The following is a 24271-nucleotide window of genomic DNA, read 5'->3' as shown; positions in this document are numbered from 1 at the left end:
CTCATTTTTATCAGGATGACGGCAGGCTACACGGAGGTAGCCGCTCTTTTTAGTCAATATGCGCAAAATAAATACTGGAAATCGCAGTAAAACTATTCAATCCTAACGCAAGCGTTAACCGCGTTAGTGGTAACGAAAAAATATAAAAGCCTTTCATAAACAACAATAAAAGATTAGGCATTCAATATGCAGCAAGCAACTCACACAGCCATTAATAAGATTGTCATTGTCGGTGGCGGCACAGCCGGTTGGATAACCGCAGCTCTTTTGGCCGCCGAGCATAATGTCGATAAAGGCCAGCTTGCGCACTCTCCTAGACTCGATATCACATTGATAGAATCCCCCGATGTTGCCACTATCGGCGTCGGCGAAGGCACTTGGCCTTCGATGCGTAACACCTTAGATAAAATCGGCATCAGCGAAACCGAATTTATCCGCCAATGCGACGCGAGTTTCAAGCAAGGCTCACGCTTTATTCACTGGCAGCACGACGATACTGAACACACTAACCCATTCGGTTCCAACCAATATATACACCCCTTTAGCCTGCCCCATGGCCATCAAGAGTTAGATTTGTGTCCCTTTTGGTTACCCCACAGTGACAAGGTCAGTTTTGCCCATGCGGTATCCAACCAAGATGCGCTGACTCAGTTAGGGCTGGCACCGAAAACCATTGCGACGCCTGAATATCATTTTCAAAACAATTACGGCTATCACTTAGATGCGGGAAAATTTAGTCAGCTGTTAATGCAGCATTGCACCGAAAAACTGGGGATCAAGTATATTCGTGATCATGTCACTCAGGTTCACAGTCATCCCAATGGCGATATCGAAAGCCTTGCGACCAAAGAACATGGCGTGATCTTAGGGGATATGTTTGTCGATTGTTCTGGCACTAAATCATTGCTGCTGGGCGAGCATTTTAACGTGCCCTTCCTCTGCCAAAAAGCTGTGCTGTTTAACGACAGCGCCTTAGCAATACAAGTCCCCTATGCCGAAGAAAATAGCCCTATCGCCTCATGCACACTCTCGACGGCGCAGCCCAATGGCTGGATCTGGGATATAGGTTTACCGACTCGCAAAGGCGTGGGTTATGTCTATTCATCGGCCCATTGTAGCGATGACGAGGCAGAACAAACCTTGAGAGCCTATTTAGCCAATGACACATCAACCAAGCCTCAATCGGCATCCAGCAACGCAGTTGATAGTCGTAAACAAGAATATCGAAAGCTGAATATCAACCCTGGCTACCATGCAAAATGCTGGCAAAACAACTGTATTGCCATCGGCATGGCGGCAGGCTTCATTGAACCTTTAGAAGCATCGGCATTGGCTTTAGTGGAATGGACGGCAAATACCTTAGCCACACAACTGCCAACGCATCGCGGCGTGATGGATACAATTGCCCAGCGAGTGAATGAACGCTACGAGCGCCACTGGCAGCAAATCATCGATTTTTTGAAACTGCATTATGTCGTGAGTCGACGCGAAGTGGATGGTTACTGGCGCGATCACCGGGACACCGCATCCATTCCTGAAAGATTACAGCAGCAACTCGACCTATGGCGTTATCAAGCGCCAAGCAGTCACGATATTAGCTATAAAGAACCCTTATTTCCGGCGGCAAGTTTCCAATATGTACTTTATGGAATGGGCTTTCATACTGCCCTACCGACTCATATCAAACCGTCGCAACAGCAAGTCGCCCAAAGACTTTTTAGCGAGAATCAAAAAAAGATTAATGCATTGAGCCAGAGTCTTCCGAACAATCGCGACCTGTTAAACAAGGTCAGGCAATTTGGTTTTTCTAAGATTTAACACAAATAACAAGAATAACTCGCGGCAGTGAGAACCAACAAAGGACAAAGGTAACCCTATGAGCCAACACGTATTACTTAATAGCGTAGATCATAAAGATATTAAAATTATTACTGAGCGTAGTGCTAAGTACGGCGATAATGTCTGGTTCAGTGTCACCTTTCCGGCGGAGTTTCGCAGCGTACAGGCGTATTATCCGATTTTTTTCCAAAAGGATCAGACCACAGGCCAGCTCTTTGCGGTGGCGCTTTATGGTTTCCAACATAATGAGAATCTGTTCCTAAATAATGGCACTTGGCAGGCGTCTTATATTCCCCTCACCCTACGTCGTCAGCCGTTTCTGATTGGTCAGCAAAACGTGCGCGAAGACGGTGTCGAGCGCAAACAGAGGGTCATACATATCGATATGGCGAGCCCAAGAGTCAGCACAACCGAAGGCCAAGCTTTGTTCCATCCCTATGGTGGCAATACGCAATATCTGGATGACATTGGGGATATGCTGGAAGGTATCCACCACGGGCTTATCGACAGTAAGCACTTTATCGATTTGCTTATCGAACATAAGTTGCTGGAATCCTTTACCTTAGATATCAAGCTCGACAATGGCCACCAGCATCAAATGATGGGTTTCTATACCATTAATGAAGAAACGCTAGCGGCCCTCTCGGCAGAAGTGCTCACGCAACTGCATGCTAAGGGTTACCTAGAGGCGATTTACATGACCTTGGCCTCACAGGCAAGAGTACGTGACTTGCTTAACCTTAAAAATGCGCAAGGTTAACTAGGTCGTAGCCATGAGTCTTGATCTGATTGAACCTAAAGCTAATGTCGTCAAACACCTTGAAAACTGCTCAACCGAGGAGATGCTCGCGCTGATTAAAGACGCTGAGCAGCCTTTGGTATTTAAAGGACTTTGCGCAAACTGGCCCTTAGTGAAAGCAGGGCTTGAATCCAGCGATAGCGCGATGAAGTATCTGGCCCAGTTTTATAAAGGCATGCCCGTCACCGCCTATTATTTAGCGCCAGAACATCGAGGCCGCGTGTTTTATAACGACACTTTAGATGGGTTTAATTATCAGGCGGGTAAGTTAGATCTGCGGCAAATCTTCACCCAGCTATCTCAACCGCAAGATGCCAGTATTTATATGGGCTCAACCGATATTAATCAGTGCTTACCTGGACTTGGCGCCGATAATAGTTTTAATCTTGCGCCTTTGTCACCGCTCACCAATATCTGGCTTGGCAATCAAACTCGTATCGCGGCCCATTTCGACTTTCCCCATAACTTAGCCTGCAATGTCGTCGGTAGACGCACTTTTACCCTGTTTCCGCCGGAGCAAATCAGCAATCTGTATATTGGCCCAATGGAGTTTGCCCCGGGCGGCCAAGATATTAGCCTAGTCGATATGGATAACCCCGATTTTGACCGCTTTCCTAAATTTGCCAAGGCGATGGAAGCCGCGCAAGTCGCCGCACTGGAACCCGGTGATGTGTTATTCATCCCCAGTATGTGGTGGCACCATGTGCGCGGAATGGATGGCTTTAATGTGCTCATTACCCATTGGTGGCGAGATACGCCCGGCTATCTTGGTCGCCCCAATAATGCCTTACTGCATGCGATGTTAAGTTTACGCTCCTTACCCAAGGCGCAACGTCAGGCGTGGAAGGCCCTGTTCGATCACTATATTTTTGACCATGAAGATGGCGATCAAGAGCATATTCCTAGCGCAGCCCAAGGCATGCTGACTACCCCACTCGATGAAGTCAACGCCCGAAAATTGCGGGCAGATTTAACCAATAAGCTCAAACGTTAGCCCAATTGAGGATATAAACGATGACAACAGCCATAAAAAGAGTCGTGATAGCGGGTGGCGGAACAGCCGGATGGATGGCCGCTGCGGCGCTCACTAAGTTGATGGGCAAACACTTAGAAATTGTGCTGGTCGAATCCGATGAAATTGGTACGGTCGGCGTGGGCGAAGCGACAATTCCCACATTGCACATTTTTCATCGATTACTCGGCCTCAAAGAACAAGAGGTGATGGCTGCGACGAATGCGACCTTTAAACTCGGGATCTCCTTTGAAAATTGGCAGGATACCAATAAAAACTACCTGCATTCCTTCGGTTTTTTAGGTAAAGATTGTTGGGCCTGTGGTTTTCAACATTTTTGGTTGAAAGGTAAACAGCTCGGCATAGTGAGTGACATTGGCGACTACTGCGCCGAACATCTCGCCGCCCGCCAAGGACGCTTTGCCGTATTGCCAAACCAAGATTACAACCATGCATACCACATGGACGCTAGCCTCTATGCCAAGTACCTTCGAAAAATGGCCGAGCAACACGGCATTCATCGTATTGAAGGAAAAATAAAACAGGTATTACAGCATCATGATAGCGGCAATATCAAAGCGCTCGTCCTAGAGAATGACGAAACAATCGAAGGGGATTTATTTATCGATTGCACCGGCTTTCGCGCACTGCTGATCGAGCAAACCCTTAATACTGGCTTTGAAGATTGGAGTCATTATCTCCCCTGTGACAGTGCGATTGCGGTGCAAACCCAGTCCGTAGGTGCCCCTATTCCCTATACTCGCTCGATTGCCCGCGAGTCGGGTTGGCAGTGGCGTATTCCACTGCAAAATCGCACGGGCAATGGCCTCGTCTTTTGCAGCAAATTTATCTCAGATGAGGATGCCACTGAGTTGCTCCTCGCTAATCTTGAAGGGGAACCGCTGAATAAACCTAGGGTCATTAAGTTTAAAACCGGCACCCGTCGCCTGCATTGGCATAAAAACTGTGTTGCTGTCGGGCTGTCCGGCGGCTTTTTAGAGCCACTGGAATCCACCAGCATTCATTTGATCCAGCGTAGTATTATCAGATTGATGCAACTATTTCCGTCGGCGGGCATAATGCAATCCGATATTGATGAGTTTAATCAACAAACTAAACTCGAAATGGACAATATCCGCGACTTTATCATCTTGCATTACAAGGCCACGGAACGCGAGGACAGCCGTTTCTGGCGTTATTGTAAAAATATGGACATTCCAGCGTCACTCAAACATCGAATCGAAATGTTTGCCGACAGCGGCAAAGTCTATAAATACGGTAGCGAACTCTTTGGCGAAAGCTCATGGATCCAAGTGATGATGGGCCAAGGCATAATGCCAAAACACTATCACCCGATAGTCGATGTGATGGAAGAGCCTGAACTCGAAGCCTTCTTAAACAACATTAAATCGACCGTTAAGCGTAAGGTAGAAAGCCTACCTGCCCACCTCGATTTTATTCAGCACTATTGCCCTGCTGAGGTTTTGACCAACACTAAACCTATGGCAATGTGAGGGACAGGGATGCAAACCATAGATCGCAACGCGAATACGGCTAAGCCACAGGCAACTAAACAACAGGCAACTAAACAACAGGCAACTAAGCCACAGGCAGTCAAGCTCACGCCTCAGCTAGTCTATCTTGGCAATGAAAAGACGCCCTTGATTATTATCGATAATTTTGCGGCGGATCTGTTGCCAATACGCCAGTGCGCTTACAACCAAGCGCACTTTTCTGCCGATAACGGGTCTTTTTACCCCGGCGTGCGTGCCCCCTTGCCGCAGGCCTATGTCACCGATGTGCTCAATCTTGTGTACCAACTGATTTATGATGTGTATCAACTCCCTTCGAGCTTAAGCATCAAATTACAGGCGCTGTATTTCTCGCTGATCAGCACCCCCGCGAGTGCCCTTAAGCCGCTGCAATGCCTGCCACATTTTGATACTCCATCACCGCACTATTTCGCGCTGTTGCACTATTTAAACGACGGCCCCCATGGCAATACGGCGTTTTTCCGCCATATTGCGACGGGCTTTGAGCGGATAAATGAAGAACGTATGCCGGACTACTTTAAGTCGGCTCAGCCCTTGGTCGATGAGATTACTCGCCATCCTTCGGGCTATTGTGTTGAAAGCGATAGTCATTTTGAGATTTATCATCAAGTAGAGTATCGCCCGAATCGTTTAGTGATTTATCCCGGTAATCTACTGCATTCCACCTTAGTGAACCCACAAACCGATATTGATGCCAACCCCCAAACAGGCCGGCTAACGAGCAATATTTTTATCGAGTTTAAACCCTCAGCCCGCTAACTCAGCGATACATAAAGCCTTATGCCACTGTGGCTGACGCTGACGACTTTCGTTTTAGCTCGGTTTATCTACGCTCCCAAATCGTAGTTAACAGGACCCAACGCCTTAAATACAGCTTAAAATTTATCAGTTCATTTGTAACAAAGTCTGTTTTTGCCAGTCTCTGCCATTGGTTTGCTTGGATTATCGCCTTATACTTTTGAGTTCAAATATTAAAACAACAATGTTGGAAGCGAGCGATATGACTATTGGGACTGCTCCGGTAAGTAAAACACATTCATTTATGACTGTGTCTCTTATCGAATTATGGGAACGCTTTGGTTATTACGGCATGCAGGCGCTGATCGTGTACTTTATGGTGCAGCGCCTTGGCTTTGATGACTCACGGGCAAACTTAGTATGGAGCGCCTGCGCGGCGCTCATTTATGTATCACCGGCAATTGGTGGCTGGGTTGGGGATAAGATCCTCGGTACCAAACGCACTATGTTGCTGGGTGCGGGAATATTGTCAGTAGGCTACACACTGATGACAGTGCCAACCGAAAACACTTGGTTTATGTTCTCCGCTCTTGGGGTGATTGTGGTCGGTAACGGCCTGTTCAAACCCAATGCGGGTAACTTAGTCCGTAAGATCTACGAAGGTGACGACTCAAAAATCGACAGTGCGTTTACCATCTATTATATGGCGGTCAACGTCGGCTCAACCTTCTCCATGTTGCTAACGCCTTGGATTAAAGATTACGTTAACGCCCAATATGGCAATGAATATGGTTGGCACGCCGCCTTTGCCGTGTGCTGTGTGGGCTTACTGGTCGGTTTAGGTAACTACGCCTTAATGCGTAAGAGTCTGGCCCATTATGGCTCCGAGCCTGATACGCGCCCGGTGAACAAGAAAAGTCTCGCTATAGTGTTAGTATTGGCGGCACTATCTGTTGTTGCTTCGGCCATTATTCTTGAATATGAAGATGTTGCCCGTGTATTCGTTTACGCCGCTGGCGTAGCCGTATTAGGTATTTTCTTCCATTTAATTCGTACCAGTGAGCCAAGCGAGCGTGCAGGCTTAATTGCGGCACTGATCTTGACGGTACAAACCGTGTTCTTCTTTATCTTCTATCAACAAATGTCCACCTCGCTTGCACTCTTCGCATTACGTAACGTGGATTGGGATTTCCAAGTGTTTGGCACCCATTTATGGACTTGGTCACCCGCCCAATTCCAAGCGCTTAACCCGCTATGGATCATGGTGTTAAGTCCTGTGCTGGCTTGGAGCTATTCTTGGGCAGGACGCAATAATAAAGACTTTTCGATTGCCGCTAAGTTTGCCTTAGGTTTTGCGGTAGTGGCGATAGGTTTCTTTATCTATGGTTTTGCAGGCCAATTTGCCGTCAACGGTAAAACCTCATCTTGGATCATGATCTGGGGCTATGCTTCTTACTCTTTAGGTGAACTGCTAGTGAGTGGTCTTGGTCTTGCCATGATTGCCCGCTACGTACCTGCACGCATGGGCGGCTTTATGATGGGCGCCTATTTCGTCGCCTCCGGTATTTCACAGTATCTGGGCGGTGTGGTTGCTAACTTCGCCAGTGTGCCACAGGATTTGGTCGACCCATTGCAAACCTTACCTGTGTATACCAGTCTGTTCAACAAACTAGGTATTGCGGCCATAATCTGTACCTTTATCGCCTTAGCCGTATTGCCGCTCATGCGTCGACTGACGGAGAGTCACCATGCCCATAACAATACCGATGGCTATGGTAATGACAGTGCCGCGGCATCACTGCGCGATATAAAAGCTGAGCAATAAATAAGCACTGAGTCGGTATAACCACAAACCTAAAATGCCAGTCAGTATTACTGACTGGCATTTTTTATTGACTACGGATTAGCGACCAGCATTAACTTTTTAGCACTGCATCGAAGCTGGCTTTGAGGATACCCAGGCCCACATCGATTTGTGCATCCGGCGCCGTTAATGGCACCAAAATACGCAGCACATTAGCGTAAGTGCCGCAGGATAATAAAATCAATCCACGGTCACGGGCATCACTCAACACTTGCACGCAATAGTGTGGCGCAGGCTTGCCATCTTCCATCAATTCGATGGCGATCATGGCGCCTAAACCACGCACATCGGCGATTTGTGCATGTTCGATTTGCATCACATTCAATGCAGACTTAATACGCTCACCTATTGCATTAGCGCGGTCTAACAGCTTTTCCTCTTCAAACACTTCAATGACAGCAAGTGCAGCGGCGCAGGCTAACGGATTACCACCATAGGTGCCACCAAGACCACCGGGGCCCACCGTATCCATGACTTGCGCGCGGCCGGTAATGCCCGAAAGAGGGAAACCACCCGCGATAGATTTAGCAAAAGTCGTGATATCCGCAGCTACGCCCATTTGCTCCATGGCAAAGAAAGTGCCAGTACGGCCAGCGCCCGTTTGCACTTCATCGGCGATCAGCATTATGCCTTCACGGTCGCACAGTGCGCGCAGCCGCTGCATAAAGGCCGGTGATGCCGCGTAAAAACCGCCCTCGCCCTGCACTGGCTCTAAAATAATGGCGGCGATATCACTTGGCTCGGCATCATTTTTAAAGATACGTTCAATCGAGGCCATGGCATCATCATCGGACACGCCGTGCAGCTCGCAGGGGAACTCGGCGCGGAACACATTCGCCGACATCAACCCCATACCTTTGCTGTAGGGTGCGACTTTTCCGGTCAGTGCCAAGGCCGCCATAGTGCGACCATGGTAGCCAGAGGTAAAGGCAATCACACCGGCACGTTTGGTATAGGCACGCGCCACTTTAACTGCGTTTTCAACCGCTTCTGAACCACTGGTAAATAGTGCCGTCTTCTTGGCAAAATCCCCTGGCACCAGTTGATTGAGCTTTTCACACACTTGGATATAGCTCTCGTAACCGAGCACCATAAAACAAGTGTGGGAGAAATTATCCAGCTGAGCCGCAACCGCCGCCTTCACTTTAGGGTGCAGATGACCGGTATTGAGCACGGCAATGCCGCCCGCAAAATCGATAAACTCGCGACCTTCAACATCCCACACGGTCGCGTTTTCGGCGCGCGCGGTAAAAATAGGGTGAATTTGCCCGACGCCACCCGCAACTGCGGCTTGGCGACGTGCCATCAATGAATCATTGGTTGTTGTCATTTAGTGTTCCTCACACGCCAAATCGGGCCGTATTAAACGGACATGCAGATGTACTTCATTTCTAAATATTCTTCGATGCCGAACTTAGAACCTTCGCGCCCCAGTCCTGAGGATTTCATCCCGCCAAAGGGCGCGACTTCAGTCGAAATCAAGCCAGTGTTGACCCCAACCATGCCGTATTCCAAGGCCTCAGCGACTTTCCACACCAGCGAAATATCGCGGCCATAGAAATAGGCAGCGAGGCCAAATTCCGTATCGTTAGCCTGTTTAATCACATCGTCGACATCGCTGAATTTAAACAGCGGCGCGAGTGGGCCAAAGGTCTCTTCGCGGGCGACACGCATGCTTTTATCGACATTGGTGAGCACGGTTGGCTCGAAGAAATTACCGCCAAGATCGTGGACTTTGCCGCCTGTGAGCACAGATGCGCCTTTGGCGATGGCATCGATAAGGTGACTCTGGACTTTCTCGACCGCGGCGGCATTGATCAGCGGGCCCGTAGTCACGCCCTCCTTGATCCCCTCTCCGACTTTGAGCTTGCCCACAGCTGTGCTGAGTTTTAGGGCGAATTCGTCGTATACATCGTCTTGCACATAAATGCGATTAGCGCAGACGCAGGTTTGGCCGGCATTACGGTACTTAGCGATCATGGCGCCTTCGACAGCGGCATCGATATTGGCATCGTTAAACACGATAAATGGCGCATTACCGCCTAATTCTAAAGATAATTTTTTAAGAGTTGGCGCACATTGCTCCATCAGCTTAATGCCGACATTGGTTGAGCCAGTGAACGACAGCTTACGCACTATCGGGTTGCTGCACATTTCATTACCAATCGCGATCGCATCACCCGTCACCACACTGAACACCCCAGCAGGAATGCCCGCACGCTCGGCAAGTTCAGCCAAGGCTAATGCGGTAAACGGCGTTTGCGGCGCAGGCTTAACCACCATAGTACAACCCGCGGCGAGAGCCGGAGCCGCTTTGCGGGTGATCATCGCCGCGGGGAAATTCCACGGCGTAATCGCCGCCGTTACGCCAACGGGCTGCTTGATCACCATCAAGCGTTTATCCCCTTGATGCCCAGGAATAGTATCGCCATAGATACGTTTCGCTTCTTCGGCAAACCACTCGATAAAGGACGCCGCGTAGGTCACTTCACCCTTGGCTTCCGCCAGCGGTTTGCCCTGTTCTGTGGTCATCAATAACGCGAGGTCATCACTGTTTTCATTGAGTAACTCAAACCAGCGTCTTAATTTAGCGCCGCGCTCTTTGGCCGTCAGTGCTCGCCATGCAGGTAAAGCCGCTTCAGCCGCTTTAATCGCGGCTTGGGTTTCGACTTGCCCCATTACAGGAACACTTGCAATCACAGCGCCTGTCGCAGGATTAGCAATAGCCACAGTCTCTTTAGACTCGGCATCGCACCACTGGCCGTTGATATAACATTGTTGACGCAGCAAACTCGGATCTTTTAGCAACACAAGGACGTCCTCGCATTAGTGAGGCAATCGCTTGCCTCGAATAAAAATAAATGAAACAGACTAGATACCTAGCTTGTCTCTCAAAGTGTAATACCAAGCTCCGATAGCACTAAAAGGGATGCGAAGTGCGTGACCACCGGGGAAGGGATAATGTGGCAATGCAGCAAAGGCATCGAAACGCGTGGCTTGGCCATTGAGCATCTCGGCCAGTAACTTGCCCGCCAGATGGGTATAAGTGACGCCGTGGCCACTGCAGCCCTGTGAATAATAGATGTTCTTACCGATACGACCGACCTGTGGCAGGCGCGACAGTGTCAGGAGGAAGTTACCCGTCCAGGCATAATCGATCTTCACATCTTTTAATTGCGGGAAGGTTTTGAGCATATTCGGAATGATGATCGACTTGATATCGGCCGGATCGCGGGCGCCATAGACTACGCCGCCGCCATAAATCATCCGCTTGTCGCCTGAAAGCCTAAAATAATCGAGCAAATAGTTACAGTCTTCGACGCAGTAATCCTGTGGTAATAAGCTCGCCGCCAGATCGGCACTCAAGGGCTCTGTGGTGATCACTTGCGTGCCGCAGGGCATAGATTTTGCCTGTAGCTCTGGCATTAACTTACCTAAATAGGCGTTACCCGCCACGACCACAAACTTGGCTTTGACACTGCCCTGCGCCGTATGCACAACAGGGCTATCGCCCTCATCGACACTCAACACCGCCGAGTCTTCAAAAATCTTACCGCCGAGGGATTCCACCGCCCGCGCTTCGCCTAGGGCTAAGTTAAGCGGGTGAATATGGCCGCCGCTTTTGTCTAACATACCACCGACATAGCGCTCAGTATTTACCACACCGCGAATGCCTTTGGCATCGAGGAGTTCAAGCTGATTAACATGGCCATGGCTTTCCCACAGTTGTTTTTGATGGCGCAGATGGCCCATTTGCTTTTCGTTCATCGCAGCAAACACACCGCCATCTTTGAGATCGCATTGAATGTTGTACTTAGCGATGCGATCGCGGATGATCTGCCCGCCCTCAAAGGCCATTTTGCCAAAGAGCTTACCTTGTTCTTTGCCGACGGTTTTTTCAATGGTATCAATATCACGGCTATAACTATTGACGATCTGCCCGCCATTACGGCCCGAGGCGCCCCAGCCAATGCGAGCGGCTTCTAACACCACGACACTCATGCCTGATTCTAATAAATGCAGTGCGGCAGAAAGGCCCGTATAACCCGCGCCAATCACACAAACATCGGCTTCAATCGATTCCTGTAGGCGCGGGCGTTCGACTTTATCGTTGGCCGATGCCGCATAATATGATCCAGTGTGGGGTATGGCAGACATGATGTTCCCTTGAGTTTTTTTGTTCATTATTTTAAACAACTATCACATCCTACACCTTCAAAAATCGAATGACTAGCCACAAAAGCATAATAATTTACATTTTGTTTGATATTTCAAACAGGCAAATATTCTGCGCCCAGTATGACCAAAGTGTGAATATGGCTTAACGAAAATGGCTGGAGAGGGGTTTATTGAAAATAAGCAGCATAACCTTGATTAATAAGGCCATGCTGCTTTTATCAGCTGCTTTTATCAGCTGCTTTTATCATTAGTTAAGCGGCATGCGCTCACGCTGTTCGGCTCGTCTTGCCATATACCAAGAGAGGAAGGCGATTAAAGACACACACAGAATGATCAGCGTCGCTAGGGCGTTGATCTTAGGTGATACCCCTAAACGCACCGAGGAGAACACCACCATAGGCAAGGTTGTTGCTCCTGGGCCCGAGGCAAAACTTGCGATCACTAAGTCGTCTAGGGATAAGCTGAAAGACAACAACCAACCCGCCACTAGTGCCGGCGAAATCATAGGCACAGTGATCAGGAAGAAGGTCTTAAGCGGTGTTGCCCCTAAGTCCATTGCCGCCTCTTCGATCGACATATCCAACTCACGCAGTCTTGAGGACACGACCACGGCCACATAGGCGGCGCAGAAGGTCGAGTGGGCAATCCACACAGTCAACATGCCACGCTCCTTTGGCCAACCTAAGAGATCCGCCATATGCACAAACAGCAGTAACAAAGACAGACCCGTGATCACCTCAGGCATCACCAGCGGTGCTGTGATCATATTTGATAGGGTTAACTTTGCCCATGAACGCTTAAAACGCGTCATCACAAAGGCAGCCATAGTGCCAATGATCACCGCCATGGTGGAACTGTAAAATGCAATCCGCAAACTGGTCCAAACCGCATCCAAAATTTGCTGATCCTTAAATAATTCCCCGTACCATTTAGGGGAAAATCCTCCCCATACGGTCACGAGCTTAGATTCGTTGAATGAATAAATCACCAGGATCAGCATAGGTGCGTACAGAAAAAACAGTCCGAACCACAACATCACAGAAGAAAAACTCAGCTTTTTCATAGGTCTTTCTCCAAACTACGGGCCTGATAGCGATGGAATAAGGTAATAGGAATAATCAAGAGTGCCAACATCACAATCGCCAATGAGGAGGCCACGGGCCAATCACGGTTATTGAAGAATTCTTGCCACAACACTTTACCTATCATCAGGGAATCTGGGCCGCCGAGGAGTTCTGGGATCACAAACTCACCCACGGCAGGAATAAACACTAACATAGAACCGGCAATCACACCGCTCTTAGAGAGTGGGAACGTAATTTTCCAGAAGGTATTTAATCGGCTAGAACCTAAATCCGATGCCGCTTCGATAAGGCTCATATCCATCTTTACTAAGGTGGCGTAAAGCGGAAGGATCATAAAGGGCAGATAGGCATAGATGATGCCGATATATACGGCAATATTGGTATTTAAGATCTGGAGCGGCTCGGAAATAATACCTAACCAGATCAAGGTATTGTTGATAATGCCGGTGTTACTCAACAGCCCCATCCAAGCGTAAACTCGAATCAGGAATGAGGTCCACGAAGGCAGCATGACTAACAATAACAACACGGTTTGCAAACGCGCTGGGGCACGGGCAATCGCATAGGCCATTGGATAGCCAATAATCAAACAGCCGATGGTCGAAATTAACGCCATCTTCAATGAGCTGAGATAAGCCGTGTAATACAGCGAATCATCAAGCAACATCAAATAGTTACCTAAATGCAGGAAGATATTTAACACATCGTCGCTATATTGGAACGTGGCTTCATAGGGGGGTATGGCAATCGCCGCCGTTGAGAAGCTGATCTTAAGGACTATCGCAAAGGGCAAAGCAAAAAACAGCAATAACCAAGCATAGGGAAATCCTATGGTCCAGACGCGCCCTTTCAGCCATTTTAATTTTGACGGTATCTTCATGATCTCAACACCACGCCACTGGTGTCCTCCCAACTGATGAATACTTCATCCCCCCAGGTGGCATGATCGGCGCGGCGCTCACGGTTAGTCATACTGCACTGGACAATTTGACCATTCTCCAAACGAATGTAATACACTGAAATCCCGCCTAAATAGGCGATATCATGCACAACCCCCTTTGCCCAGTTATATTCACCCTCTGGCTGCTCGCGGCTAATAATGGTCTTTTCGGGGCGCACGGCTAACCAAACATGTTTATCTTCGACGTTGGTCGTTACACCATAACCCACATAAAAAGATTGGGCTAACTCGTTGGGCTTGATGATCAGATGGTCGACTTCATCGACCACAATCTCACCACTGAAGAGATTCACCGAACCGATAAATTCGGCAATCATGCGGCTATTTGGGCTCTCATAGATGTCCATTGGCGAGCCCGTTTGGGCAATCCAGCCATCACTCATGATGGAGATACGCCCCGCCATTGTCATGGCTTCTTCCTGGTCGTGGGTCACCATCACACAAGTCACGCCGACGCGCTCAAGAATTTCAACCACTTCTAACTGCATCTGCGTACGCAGTTTTTTGTCCAATGCCCCCATAGGCTCATCGAGCAGTAATAATTTGGGACGTTTGGCAAGGGAGCGTGCTAGTGCAACACGTTGACGCTGGCCACCGGATAACTGGTGCGGCTTACGCTTACCGTATTGCTCCATATGCACCAGCTTGAGCATATCCTGCACACGCTGTTCAATTTCAGCTTTAGGCAGCTTATCTTGCTTTAAACCGAAGGCAATATTTTCCGCGACAGTCATATGGGGAAATAAAGCATAGGACTGGAACATCATATTAATAGGACGTTCATAGGGGGGTAAATCGGTGATATCTTCACCATCAAGATAAATACGGCCAGAGGTGGGCTTTTCAAATCCCGCTAACATGCGCAATAGGGTCGACTTACCCGAGCCTGAGCCACCGAGTAAGGCAAAAATCTCTCCCTTATTAATAGTCAATGACACATCATCAACCGCGCGGACATCATCGAAGAGTTTGCTTACCCGCTCAATCTTGAGCAGTACTTTTTCTTGCGTCTTTGTTGTCGGTTTATTGGTGACGCCCGAGGTGCTTGCCATAGTACTTCTCCACCCAAGATTGATACGATAGCACGCTCAACACTTGGGATTTACACAATAAATTAATGAATAGAGGCTAAATCTGTTGACCCTTCCCAACCATGCTGAGGGGATAGTCTATGTATTTAGTGAGTAGACCAAAGCAGGGGCAAGCAGAGCCTGCCCCGAATCGATTATTGGCCAGACTTCACTTTGGTCCACACGCGGGTGAGTACGCGTTGAACTTTTAGGGGGCGGATTTCACCAATGTACAACTTCTCTAGGACTTCTTTAGGTGGATAAATTGCGGGATCGGTGCGGATTGCCTCATCAACTAGAGGCTGAGCCGGATCGTTTGGATTGGCATAAGCTACATAGTTAGAGATGGGGGCGATTACGTCAGGACGCAACAAATAATTGATAAGCTTATGGGCATTCTCAACGTTCGCCGCATCGGCTGGAATAGCTAACATATCGAACCAGAGGTTAGCCCCTTCTTTGGGAATCGAATAACCAATCTTATTGCCGTTCCCCGCTTCATCGGCACGGGCCGCAGCTTGGAATACGTCACCGGAGAAACCAAAGGCCACGCAGATATCACCATTGGCGAGATCGGAGATATAACGCGATGAATGAAAATAAGTCACATAGGGACGGATTTTTTCCAGTAATTCACCCGCTTTTTCATAATCTTCTGCCTTAGTGCTGTTGGGATCTAAGCCTAAGTAAATCATGGCCTGTGGCACCATATCGTCGGCGGAATCTAACATAGCAAAACCGCATTTTGAGATTTTTTCAGCATATTTAGGGTTAAAAATCAGCTCCATAGAATCAAATGGCGCATCCTCACCCACGGCGGATTTCACTTTATCGATATTGTAACCAATGCCGTTAGTACCCCATAAATAAGGCACTGAATATTGATTACCCGGATCGGCTTTTTCAAGCTGTTTCATCAGCTCAGCATTAAGATTTTTAAAGTTAGGGAGTTTAGAACGATCTAACGGCTTAAAAGCACCGGCTTTGATTTGTTTTGCAAGAAAGTGATTAGAAGGCACAACGATGTCATAACCACTGCGGCCAGACAATAACTTAGCTTCCAGCACTTCGTTACTGTCAAACACATCGTAAACCACCCGAATGCCCGTTTCTTTCTTGAAGTTTTCTAAGGTATCTTCCGCGATATAATCAGACCAGTTATACATGCGCACCACTTCTTCGGCCTGTGCTGCGACGCTAGCGAGTGCGCCGGCCGTCACTAAAGCCAGAGTGGTCATCTTATTAAATAGCTTCATGCTTTCTCCTTTCTCGGGTAGCAGAATTGCCTATATCAATTCTGAAATTGTGTCACCGACCAACAGCTCGGTTATTGTTGTTATTCTCGACCAATGCTACACCTTAAAAACCGCATCGGCAGTCTCTACAGCACCCTAATCATGCCTTCTGATTTAGGTCGCTGCAATTTGTAGATATCAGATTTCATGCCAAATTGATCTGTTTTCACGATTGCATTAACACTCACAAAAACAGACTAGATATGACACATACCCTACATATTGCAACATTAAGGCAAATGCCTCAAGTCCCTAAAACAACCGCTGAAACCATCAAAATAAAGTATCTTTTTAATTTGACTAACAACCAGTTAGCTAAAATAAATTTTAATCTTGTTTGTACATAATACCAATGCTGAAAAAAATCTTCCGCTTCATGCCTAACTGAATGGGTCTACATAAATTTATTTACCCAAACTCAGATAAATAACGGCCTTTGAGTTAAAAATACTGCTGCACTAAAGTTAAGCAACCAAAGTTAATCAAGAGCACCAAAGTAGTGCGAAGGATTTTTTAACTCGGCTCGAACATAGGCAACATGTTGAGTCAAGATAGCCAAATGCCGAGCCATTTCTATGTTAAAACAACCCGCATTACACACTCAGAAGCAGGAACTCCCGTTCCCAAGAACTGACCACACGGCGGAAGTTCTCAAGTTCGGCCTGTTTTACCGCCACAAACCCCGTAGTGAAGGCTTCGCCTAAATATTCCTTACAGGCATCACTCTCTTCCATTGCCGCTAACGCTTCCTCTAAGGTTAGAGGCAAGCAATGCGGGTTATTGCTACGACTTTCGTTCGATTTGCCTTGCACAGGCGTCGAGGGTTTTAGTCCTTCGACCATGCCGATATAACCACATAACAAACTCGCTGCAATCGCTAAATAGCAGTTAGCATCGGCGCCTGGGATACGGTTTTCGATACGACGATTTTGTGGTGACGACTCAGGAATACGTAGACCGCAGGTACGATTTTCAACACCCCACTCTAAGTTAACCGGGGCAGATGTTCCGGGAAGAAAACGACGGAAGGAGTTAGCATTCGGCGCCATCAAAGGTAACAACTCAGGGATAAATTTCTGTAACCCTGCAATATAACTCAGAAATAATGCGCTTTGAGTGCCATCTTCATTGGTAAAAATATTTTTACCTGTTTCTTTATTAATCACACTCTGGTGAATATGCATCGCACTGCCCGGTTCATCGGTAACCGGCTTGGCCATAAAAGTAGCACACACATCGTGCTTAAGAGCCGCTTCACGTAGGGTACGTTTGAAGATAAAAACCTGATCGGCTAGAGATAGAGGGTTGCCATGACTGAAGTTGATCTCCATTTGTGCGGGGCCATCTTCATGGATCAAGGTATCGATATCTAAGCCTTGAATTTCACACCAGTCATACATGTCTTCAAACAAGGGGTCGTATTCGTTGGCTGCATCGATAGAGAATGACTGGCGGCCCGCCTCGGGTCTACCCGAACGCCCAATAGGCGGCTTGAGCGGTAAGTCATGGTCATCACTACGGCGGGTCAAATAGAATTCCATTTCCGGTGCAATAACAGGTTCCCAACCTTTCTCTTCGTAGAGGGATAACACTTTTTTCAACACGTTACGAGGTGATAACTCGATAGGATTGCCCATTCTGTCATAGCAATCGTGGATCACCTGTGCCGTGGCTTCTATGGTCCAAGGCAACATAAAGACGGCATTTTCATCGGGAACGCAGACAAAATCGATATCCGCATCATCGAGTAAGCGGTAATAAATATCTTCACCGACAAAATCACCGGTCACCGTCTGCAACAGCACACTTTCGGGCAAACGCATGCCCTTCTCAGAGACAAACTTATCTACTGGGGCAATTTTACCGCGGGCAATGCCGGTCATATCACTGATAACACATTCGACTTCTGTGATTTTTCGTTCTTTTAAAAAAGCGATTAGCTTATTCATTATTATTTCACTCGAGTTGTCGCCCTACGTCGGCATGCATCACCGAAGGCATTGAAAATAGACAGGTAAAATGGGTTTTCACTCACCTTCCATTCCGGATGCCATTGCACACCTAGGGCAAATTCTTTAGTACCTATTACGGAGAAAGCCTCCACTAATCCATCGGGAGCATAAGCTTCTGGCCGCAACCCAACACCCAGACGCTCCACGCCTTGAGTATGAACAGAGTTAACCTCTGCAGAGCTACGGCCCCAGGCCTCGTAAATGACCCCCCCAGGCTCCACAGTGATACTGTGGGATGGCCCATATTGCACCTCTAACGAGGCATTTTTATCTTCTCTATGTTCAATAAAACCACCCACCTCATGGAGCTTTTGATGCAAACTGCCCCCAAAAGCTACATTCATCTCTTGAAAACCGCGACAAATCCCCAGCACTGGCACGCCAGCTGCAATGGCAGCATGGATAAGCGGCAGCGTGGTCGCGTCACGTTTGGGATCGTGGTGTGTCCCCTCCTCGCTGGGAAGGCCTGCATAATGGTGGGGTTCAACATTGGAAGGTGAGCCAGTAAACAAAAGGCCATCGAGTCGTGCCAAAATAGCTTCAATGGGTTGGTCCGCCCCCAAAGACGGGATCACTAAGGGCCAACCTTTCGCGCCATTCACTACACCGAGTAGGTATTTTTCACCCACTATATTAAAAGGATGTGATCCTAACTGTTGATTACATGCAATCACGCCAATGAAGGGCAACTCGACAGACATAGCTCACCTTAAGAATTTATTTTACTAGCATAACGAACACTTTAACTTCAAACGTTCATTTTTTCACACAGTACACCGAATTTACCCCCTAGGCAAGAGGTTAAGTACTTGTTAAAGGCTATTTAATCCGCCTGCGATTAATAGGTATAAATAACATATAGTTAAATCTATATTCAGGTTATTTAATGTTATTTCATGTGAATAAAATAGTGCTTCAGTTGGCAAAAACCCCGCTTTTTGTAGCGTAAATTAAATCGTATCCGAGTTAAATTTGAACCAATATTATTTACACAAAGAGGAGGGTATATAACAAATATGACAGGATGAGAAAAGATAAATACGCAGTTGTGTTGAATAACAGTATTACGCCACTCACTTTTAGCGAATAAGTGGCCTAACCAATATAGCAAGTTGGTGATTTAATTAGAAATTTGCCGGTGTCGTCGCGCTCACCAAACGGCAAGGTTCGTCGAAGGGGTTGCGAAATCTATGGGGCAACTCACTGTTAAAATAATAGCTATCACCCGCAGCCAGAATATAAATGTCATCCCCAACAGTCAGTTCCAATTTCCCCTCGACCACCATAGCGGCTTCCTCACCTTCGTGCTTTAGCATCTCCTCACCCGTATCAGAGCCAGGTGGATAGGTTTCGCTCATCACTGACATTGCACGATTCGGAAAGTCACGGCCTATCAGCTTAAACTCCAATGGACCCGTCCCAATATCCAACAACTCATCGGAGCGATAAACAACCTTCTGCTCACTATCAGATGAGGCCTCAATGGAGAAAAAGTCCACTAAAGACATAGGGATACCAGACAATACTTTTTTCAAAGAACTGACCGATGGGCTAACACTGTTTTTTTCGATCATTGAAATCGTACTGTTAGTCACACCAGCACGTTTGGCCAATTCTCGTTGAGATAAGCCTTTCATTTTTCGAACAGTTTTGAGACTGGCTCCAATATCCAAATTTAACATCTCCCCAAAGGCTCGGGTCTCCCCGATAGATGACGAACAGGTTGTTCAGGATAAACACCATCTAGGGCGATTTTTCGCTCCCAAGCGCGTGTTTTACCGCTTTCATTGTATTCTACATAAAAAGCGTGTTAAATAAAACGAACACTTTTTTGTGCCATGTTAAAAGTGTGATGAGTATACTGAGACAAGTCCAATTTACAATAAAAACAATTTTTGGAGCCATAATGGCAAGTCCCCCCCCAGTGCACAGCGAACAGTACCCACACTCATATTATGTGGATACAGCGAAGGAAATTTATGCGCATCCACAGCTTGAAGGCGAAATCAGCGCCGATGTCTGTATTGTGGGCGGCGGCTTTAGCGGCATCAATACCGCGATTGAACTCACTCAGCGTGGGCTGAGTGTGGTTTTATTGGAAGCCAAGCGTATCGGCTGGGGGGCATCGGGGCGTAATGGCGGCGAACTCATTCGCGGCATAGGCCATGACCCTTCGCAATTTCAAAATGAAATCGGCATAGAAGGGGTGCAAGCCATTCAACAAATGGGCTTTGAAGCGGTGGAAATTGTGCGCAATCGCATCCAAGAACATCAAATCGACTGCGATCTGCAAATGGGGTATTGCGACTTAGCGGTAAAACCTCGCCATATGGATGAGCTTGAAGAAGAATTTAGCGCACTCAAAGCCATGGGTTATCAGCAAGAAATCAAGCTGTTAACTAAGCCACAACTAGGTGAAGTCATAGGTTCAAATTTTTATCAAGGTGCGCTAGTCGATATGGGCAGTGGCCATTTGCATCCGCTCAATCTTGCCCTCGGTGAAGCCCGAGTCGCCCGCAATCTCGGTACTCAGTTGTTTGAATACAGTGCTGCAGAGAAGATTATTCAAGGGGCTAGACCTAAGGTCATTACCGCCAAGGGATCTGTCAATTGCCAATATTTAGTCTTGGCGGGCAATGCCTATATAGGCCATAAACTCAATGCTTACCTCGGTGGTAAAGTCTTGCCCGCTGGCAGTTATTTGCTGGCGACAGAACCCTTAACCGAAGCCCAATGCGCGAGTATCATTCCGCAAAATATGGCCTTCGCCGATATGCGAATTGCCTTAGATTACTTTCACTTATCCGCAGACCGCCGGCTGCTGTTTGGCGGCCTCTGCACTTACTCAGGTAAAGACCCCAGAGATATTGAAGCGGCACTGAGACCAAATCTGGAGAAGGTGTTCCCGCAGTTAAAAGGCGTACGCATCGATTATAAATGGGGCGGTATGATAGGTATCGGTGCTAACCGTATGCCACAAATTGGTCGCCTACCCGATGCCAATAATATTTTCTATGCCCAAGCCTATGCGGGACATGGGGTGAACGCCACCCATATGGCGGCCAAACTACTGGCCGAGGCCATTTGCCAACAGGCGGGACATTTCGATGTATTCGCTAAAATCAAGCACATGACCTTCCCCGGCGGCCCGACATTTCGCTCACCTATGCTCGCGGCTGGCATGCTGTATCATAGATTTAAGGACTTGTTTTAAGAGCTTATTTTAAGGACTTGTTTAAAAACTAGCGCATGATGCCCACCGGATAAACGATTCGATGGGCATCACTATTATTTAAGTACGAGTCATTTAAGTGCTCATTGTTTAAATGCTCATTGTTTAAGTGCTCGCCAATCTCTGCCGCTTTTTACGCCTTGCACACAGGATAAAAGGGATAGAACCAAGGTAATGCACGCCTAACGCCACCACAACACCAAAGCCAATCCCACTGGCGGTTAAAGGTATCCCAGACTTAAAGTTGCTGATGGTTTTCTTAAGATAATCAAAGCGGACGGGATTAAACATATAGGCAGTTTTCTCAAACAAATTGCCCGTATTAAAGATCGCCACGCCCTGTGTTAGCTCTTTATAAAGCGCCAGTGTCTGCAGCTTTTGTTCGGCGTCGGCACGCACACTAGGTTCCTCATTTTGCTGGTGACGGGCAATCATGGCCTCAACATCGGCATAATGATATTCCTTAGCCGTTGCCTCGTAACCCTCAACCTGCCATCGAGTCGACTCATAAAGCCCAGCTAGAAATTGCTGATAATGATCAGCCAGTTGCGGTAACTGTAAGGCAATCACCAGAATCAACCCAAACATCAACTTATCAATTAATCTGCCAATCAAGACCGTCTCCTTAGCATTTTGCCAAACGACGTAAAAATCCCATGATGTTCAACAAAAACCACGCTAACTTAATCTACAGCACGAATGTCAATATAAAGCTCACTTAGCACTCTATGGGGAGATCGGTACGACTGCCCCAATCCGCCCAGGAGCCATCATAGAGAATGGGATTGGTATGCCCCGCCGCTACCGAAGCCAAGATCAAAATGCACGCCGTAATCCCAGAACCACAGCTAAATATCCGTGCAGACTTATCCGCAGCTAGCCCTTGATAAATAACCTGTAACTCACTGGCCGTTTTGATTTTATTGCCATCGAGCACTTGAGCGAAGGGTAGGTTAACCGAGCGAGGAATATGCCCTGAGCGCACACCGGGGCGCGGCTCACTGACTTGACCTAAAAACCGTGGCGCCCCACGGGCATCGACAATCGCGGTTTCGGCATCTTCGATACGTGATAACACGGCCTCGGCATCCACCACCCGCTCGGGGTGGTATTGCAGTACATCAGCTAAAGTATCGATATCCGTCGGGCCATAATCGACGCCTTCGGCTTGATAACGCGATGAAGTGATGCGGTCTTCTTCAATCCACTGGGGCAAGCCACCATCAAGCACATAGACTCGATTAAAGCCCATGACTTTAAAGGTCCACCATGCCCGTGGGGATGAATAAATACCTTGATTATCATAGATAACGATAACACTGTCAGTCTCAATGCCAAGTTGCGCTATCCCTTGAATGAATTGCTCAAATGTCGGCAAGGCATGGATTTGGGTGGAAGTCGTATCACAAAATACATTTTCCACATCGAACCGACGTGAGCGCGGAATGCAAATAGGCTCATCGTAAACTAGGGGGTCTTTACCAATAACGGTTTCCATACTGGCATCGAGCAAGACTAAATGGGGATCGGTGAGGTGTGCTTCGAGCCACTGCGTGCTAACAAGTGGGTATTCCATAGCGGGTCCTTTTACTGTTATCTAAGTCTGCCACTAGTCTCTCACCAAATGTCATAAAGCCCAAATATCGGCTTAACAAATTGTCTGCTTTGGGGTTTTATTTAAAAGCGTGGACTCGATTTTATGCACTCAATCATTAGATTGCGGCGAAGCCGTATTTTGAACAGTGCTCTCAAGCCGCTCATTTTTAAAATAGCCGCTACTTAATGACTTCAATTTTCACATCAATCAAACCAGAGGAAGTGTTGCCTATGCTACTAAAGGCCGATTTAGACAGATCAATAATACGGCCACGCACGAAAGGCCCCCTATCATTGATTTTCACAATCACACTTTTACCATTATCGACATTGGTGACCTTAACGCTCGAGCCAAAGGGCAGCTTTTTATGCGCCGCCGTCTTTAATTTATGCTGGTAAAGCTCACCGCTGGCCGTCTGCTTATTTTGATGTTTATCCCCATAAAAGGAAGCCTGGCCAGCTTCAGTGAATCCCACCCAATTACCATTCTCACCCGTCTGCATTGAAGAACAACCGGCCAAAAAACTTAACAATGCCAGCACAGCTAATTTGACGAAATTGAGCGGCTTAATTATGTTTTGAAGTGCATTCACACGACCCCCTCTCTAATGAGTGAACGCTTTACTGACGAGCAATAGGCTCAGCAAACGTCACAGGGAAAATAACGAATAACCTTAGATGACAAAGCTCAAGGCCCACATCCTAAAAGATCAGAACAAGAAACAATAAATGTCCACGAGGCTACCGCAGTTGCACGCTAAAATCACGTATTTACAGGTGAATGCTCTCGGTTTGAAGCCAAAAGGTTGCGGACATACTGACTTAAAAAACAGACAGAATAGCGTTAAAAATAGAGGCCTAGTACGACTAAATAACTTGTTTGGTAACTTAAATGCTGGCCCCTACTGATGGGCAAGCCATGGTGTTCACTCACCGACACGCAGCAAGTCCCTCCCTGGATGCTCGACCGCCCCATCCATGGGGGCGGACGGTCGTCTCGCAAATCACCTTGGCTCACCTTTTTAGCATTAACGTA

Annotated in this window: 21 protein-coding genes; 7 read left to right on the top strand and 14 right to left on the bottom strand. The window is 47.6% G+C overall.

Translation table 11 applies throughout. The features are described from left to right. Positions 1 to 186: 186 nt before the first annotated feature. The 6 genes from COW15_RS16860 (at position 187) to COW15_RS16835 (ending at position 7766) form a co-directional block, all read left to right on the top strand. The gene (locus tag COW15_RS16860; protein ID WP_293633980.1) at positions 187 to 1818 is read left to right on the top strand and encodes a tryptophan halogenase family protein; all 1632 of its coding nucleotides are present in this window, start codon (positions 187 to 189) and stop codon (positions 1816 to 1818) included. Positions 1819 to 1876: 58 nt separating this feature from the next. Beyond that, positions 1877 to 2599, top strand: coding sequence for a SapC family protein (locus COW15_RS16855; RefSeq protein WP_293633978.1), 723 nt, complete (start codon positions 1877 to 1879; stop codon positions 2597 to 2599). A 13-nt stretch (positions 2600 to 2612) separates the two neighbouring features. Then, the gene (locus COW15_RS16850; RefSeq protein ID WP_293633976.1) at positions 2613 to 3632 is read left to right on the top strand and encodes a cupin-like domain-containing protein; all 1020 of its coding nucleotides are present in this window, start codon (positions 2613 to 2615) and stop codon (positions 3630 to 3632) included. A gap of 20 nt (positions 3633 to 3652) precedes the next feature. Next, positions 3653 to 5164 carry a tryptophan halogenase family protein gene (locus tag COW15_RS16845; RefSeq protein ID WP_293633974.1) on the top strand — a complete coding sequence of 504 codons (1512 nt, stop codon included), beginning with the start codon at positions 3653 to 3655 and terminating at the stop codon, positions 5162 to 5164. A gap of 9 nt (positions 5165 to 5173) precedes the next feature. Continuing rightward, positions 5174 to 5962 (top strand): DUF6445 family protein, encoded by a 789-nt coding sequence (locus COW15_RS16840; RefSeq protein WP_293633972.1) that lies wholly within the window; start codon positions 5174 to 5176, stop codon positions 5960 to 5962. Between the two features lie 241 nt (positions 5963 to 6203). Further along, positions 6204 to 7766, top strand: a complete 1563-nt coding sequence (locus tag COW15_RS16835) for a peptide MFS transporter (protein ID WP_293633970.1) — start codon at positions 6204 to 6206, stop codon at positions 7764 to 7766. A gap of 91 nt (positions 7767 to 7857) precedes the next feature. Here the strand turns inward: COW15_RS16835 and gabT are convergent, their stop codons facing one another. The 10 genes from gabT to COW15_RS16785 form a co-directional block, all read right to left on the bottom strand. Then, on the bottom strand, positions 7858 to 9135 hold the full coding sequence (gabT, locus tag COW15_RS16830; RefSeq protein WP_293633968.1) for a 4-aminobutyrate--2-oxoglutarate transaminase: 1278 nt from the start codon (positions 9133 to 9135) through the stop codon (positions 7858 to 7860). Positions 9136 to 9167: 32 nt separating this feature from the next. Next, positions 9168 to 10616 carry an NADP-dependent succinate-semialdehyde dehydrogenase gene (gene gabD / locus COW15_RS16825; RefSeq protein ID WP_293633966.1) on the bottom strand — a complete coding sequence of 483 codons (1449 nt, stop codon included), beginning with the start codon at positions 10614 to 10616 and terminating at the stop codon, positions 9168 to 9170. A gap of 60 nt (positions 10617 to 10676) precedes the next feature. After that, positions 10677 to 11963, bottom strand: a complete 1287-nt coding sequence (locus COW15_RS16820) for an FAD-binding oxidoreductase (protein ID WP_293633964.1) — start codon at positions 11961 to 11963, stop codon at positions 10677 to 10679. A 268-nt stretch (positions 11964 to 12231) separates the two neighbouring features. Beyond that, positions 12232 to 13047 carry an ABC transporter permease subunit gene (locus tag COW15_RS16815; protein WP_293633962.1) on the bottom strand — a complete coding sequence of 272 codons (816 nt, stop codon included), beginning with the start codon at positions 13045 to 13047 and terminating at the stop codon, positions 12232 to 12234. Then, on the bottom strand, positions 13044 to 13949 hold the full coding sequence (locus COW15_RS16810) for an ABC transporter permease subunit (protein ID WP_293633960.1): 906 nt from the start codon (positions 13947 to 13949) through the stop codon (positions 13044 to 13046). Before COW15_RS16810 ends, COW15_RS16815 begins: the two co-directional genes overlap by 4 nt. After that, positions 13946 to 15082 (bottom strand): polyamine ABC transporter ATP-binding protein, encoded by a 1137-nt coding sequence (gene potA / locus COW15_RS16805; protein ID WP_293633958.1) that lies wholly within the window; start codon positions 15080 to 15082, stop codon positions 13946 to 13948. The genes COW15_RS16810 and potA overlap by 4 nt, the downstream gene beginning before the upstream one ends. A gap of 173 nt (positions 15083 to 15255) precedes the next feature. After that, positions 15256 to 16356: a polyamine ABC transporter substrate-binding protein gene (locus COW15_RS16800; RefSeq protein WP_293633956.1), complete on the bottom strand. Its 1101-nt coding sequence runs from the start codon at positions 16354 to 16356 to the stop codon at positions 15256 to 15258. A 632-nt stretch (positions 16357 to 16988) separates the two neighbouring features. Beyond that, the gene (locus tag COW15_RS16795; RefSeq protein WP_293633954.1) at positions 16989 to 18344 is read right to left on the bottom strand and encodes a glutamine synthetase family protein; all 1356 of its coding nucleotides are present in this window, start codon (positions 18342 to 18344) and stop codon (positions 16989 to 16991) included. 2 nt (positions 18345 to 18346) lie between these two features. Beyond that, complete coding sequence (locus tag COW15_RS16790) at positions 18347 to 19108, bottom strand: gamma-glutamyl-gamma-aminobutyrate hydrolase family protein (RefSeq protein ID WP_293633952.1); 762 nt, start codon at positions 19106 to 19108, stop codon at positions 18347 to 18349. 423 nt (positions 19109 to 19531) lie between these two features. Further along, positions 19532 to 20080 (bottom strand): cupin domain-containing protein, encoded by a 549-nt coding sequence (locus tag COW15_RS16785; RefSeq protein WP_293633950.1) that lies wholly within the window; start codon positions 20078 to 20080, stop codon positions 19532 to 19534. 233 nt (positions 20081 to 20313) lie between these two features. Here COW15_RS16785 and COW15_RS16780 point away from each other — a divergent pair, with 233 nt between their 5' ends. Continuing rightward, on the top strand, positions 20314 to 21621 hold the full coding sequence (locus COW15_RS16780) for an FAD-binding oxidoreductase (RefSeq protein ID WP_293633948.1): 1308 nt from the start codon (positions 20314 to 20316) through the stop codon (positions 21619 to 21621). A gap of 123 nt (positions 21622 to 21744) precedes the next feature. On the opposite strand, the gene COW15_RS16775 is transcribed toward COW15_RS16780, so the two are convergent. From COW15_RS16775 to COW15_RS16760, 4 genes are all read right to left on the bottom strand, one after another. Continuing rightward, a complete protein-coding gene (locus COW15_RS16775; RefSeq protein ID WP_293633946.1) occupies positions 21745 to 22254 on the bottom strand; it encodes a DUF2937 family protein in 510 nt (169 codons plus the stop codon). A 103-nt stretch (positions 22255 to 22357) separates the two neighbouring features. Continuing rightward, positions 22358 to 23215 carry a sulfurtransferase gene (locus tag COW15_RS16770; RefSeq protein ID WP_293633944.1) on the bottom strand — a complete coding sequence of 286 codons (858 nt, stop codon included), beginning with the start codon at positions 23213 to 23215 and terminating at the stop codon, positions 22358 to 22360. A 199-nt stretch (positions 23216 to 23414) separates the two neighbouring features. After that, entirely contained in the window at positions 23415 to 23828 is a 414-nt protein-coding gene (locus COW15_RS16765) for a septal ring lytic transglycosylase RlpA family protein (protein ID WP_293633942.1), read from the bottom strand. A 251-nt stretch (positions 23829 to 24079) separates the two neighbouring features. Continuing rightward, the coding region (locus COW15_RS16760) for a hypothetical protein (protein ID WP_293633940.1) at positions 24080 to 24271 on the bottom strand (192 nt) is incomplete at its 5' end.

The organism is Shewanella sp. CG12_big_fil_rev_8_21_14_0_65_47_15, assembly GCF_002783505.1.
Lineage (GTDB): Bacteria > Pseudomonadota > Gammaproteobacteria > Enterobacterales > Shewanellaceae > Shewanella.
This window is presented reverse-complemented; position numbering and strand designations above follow the sequence as displayed.

Bases quoted from the DNA above. Each gene is read 5' to 3' on its own strand.
- COW15_RS16860 (WP_293633980.1), top strand. From the start codon at position 187: ATGCAGCAAGCAACTCACACAGCCATTAATAAGATTGTCATTGTCGGT.
- COW15_RS16855 (WP_293633978.1), top strand. From the start codon at position 1,877: ATGAGCCAACACGTATTACTTAATAGCGTAGATCATAAAGATATTAAA.
- COW15_RS16850 (WP_293633976.1), top strand. From the start codon at position 2,613: ATGAGTCTTGATCTGATTGAACCTAAAGCTAATGTCGTCAAACACCTT.
- COW15_RS16845 (WP_293633974.1), top strand. From the start codon at position 3,653: ATGACAACAGCCATAAAAAGAGTCGTGATAGCGGGTGGCGGAACAGCC.
- COW15_RS16840 (WP_293633972.1), top strand. From the start codon at position 5,174: ATGCAAACCATAGATCGCAACGCGAATACGGCTAAGCCACAGGCAACT.
- COW15_RS16835 (WP_293633970.1), top strand. From the start codon at position 6,204: ATGACTATTGGGACTGCTCCGGTAAGTAAAACACATTCATTTATGACT.
- gabT (WP_293633968.1), bottom strand. From the start codon at position 9,135: ATGACAACAACCAATGATTCATTGATGGCACGTCGCCAAGCCGCAGTT.
- COW15_RS16820 (WP_293633964.1), bottom strand. From the start codon at position 11,963: ATGTCTGCCATACCCCACACTGGATCATATTATGCGGCATCGGCCAAC.
- COW15_RS16815 (WP_293633962.1), bottom strand. From the start codon at position 13,047: ATGAAAAAGCTGAGTTTTTCTTCTGTGATGTTGTGGTTCGGACTGTTT.
- COW15_RS16810 (WP_293633960.1), bottom strand. From the start codon at position 13,949: ATGAAGATACCGTCAAAATTAAAATGGCTGAAAGGGCGCGTCTGGACC.
- potA (WP_293633958.1), bottom strand. From the start codon at position 15,082: ATGGCAAGCACCTCGGGCGTCACCAATAAACCGACAACAAAGACGCAA.
- COW15_RS16800 (WP_293633956.1), bottom strand. From the start codon at position 16,356: ATGAAGCTATTTAATAAGATGACCACTCTGGCTTTAGTGACGGCCGGC.
- COW15_RS16795 (WP_293633954.1), bottom strand. From the start codon at position 18,344: ATGAATAAGCTAATCGCTTTTTTAAAAGAACGAAAAATCACAGAAGTC.
- COW15_RS16790 (WP_293633952.1), bottom strand. From the start codon at position 19,108: ATGTCTGTCGAGTTGCCCTTCATTGGCGTGATTGCATGTAATCAACAG.
- COW15_RS16780 (WP_293633948.1), top strand. From the start codon at position 20,314: ATGGCAAGTCCCCCCCCAGTGCACAGCGAACAGTACCCACACTCATAT.
- COW15_RS16770 (WP_293633944.1), bottom strand. From the start codon at position 23,215: ATGGAATACCCACTTGTTAGCACGCAGTGGCTCGAAGCACACCTCACC.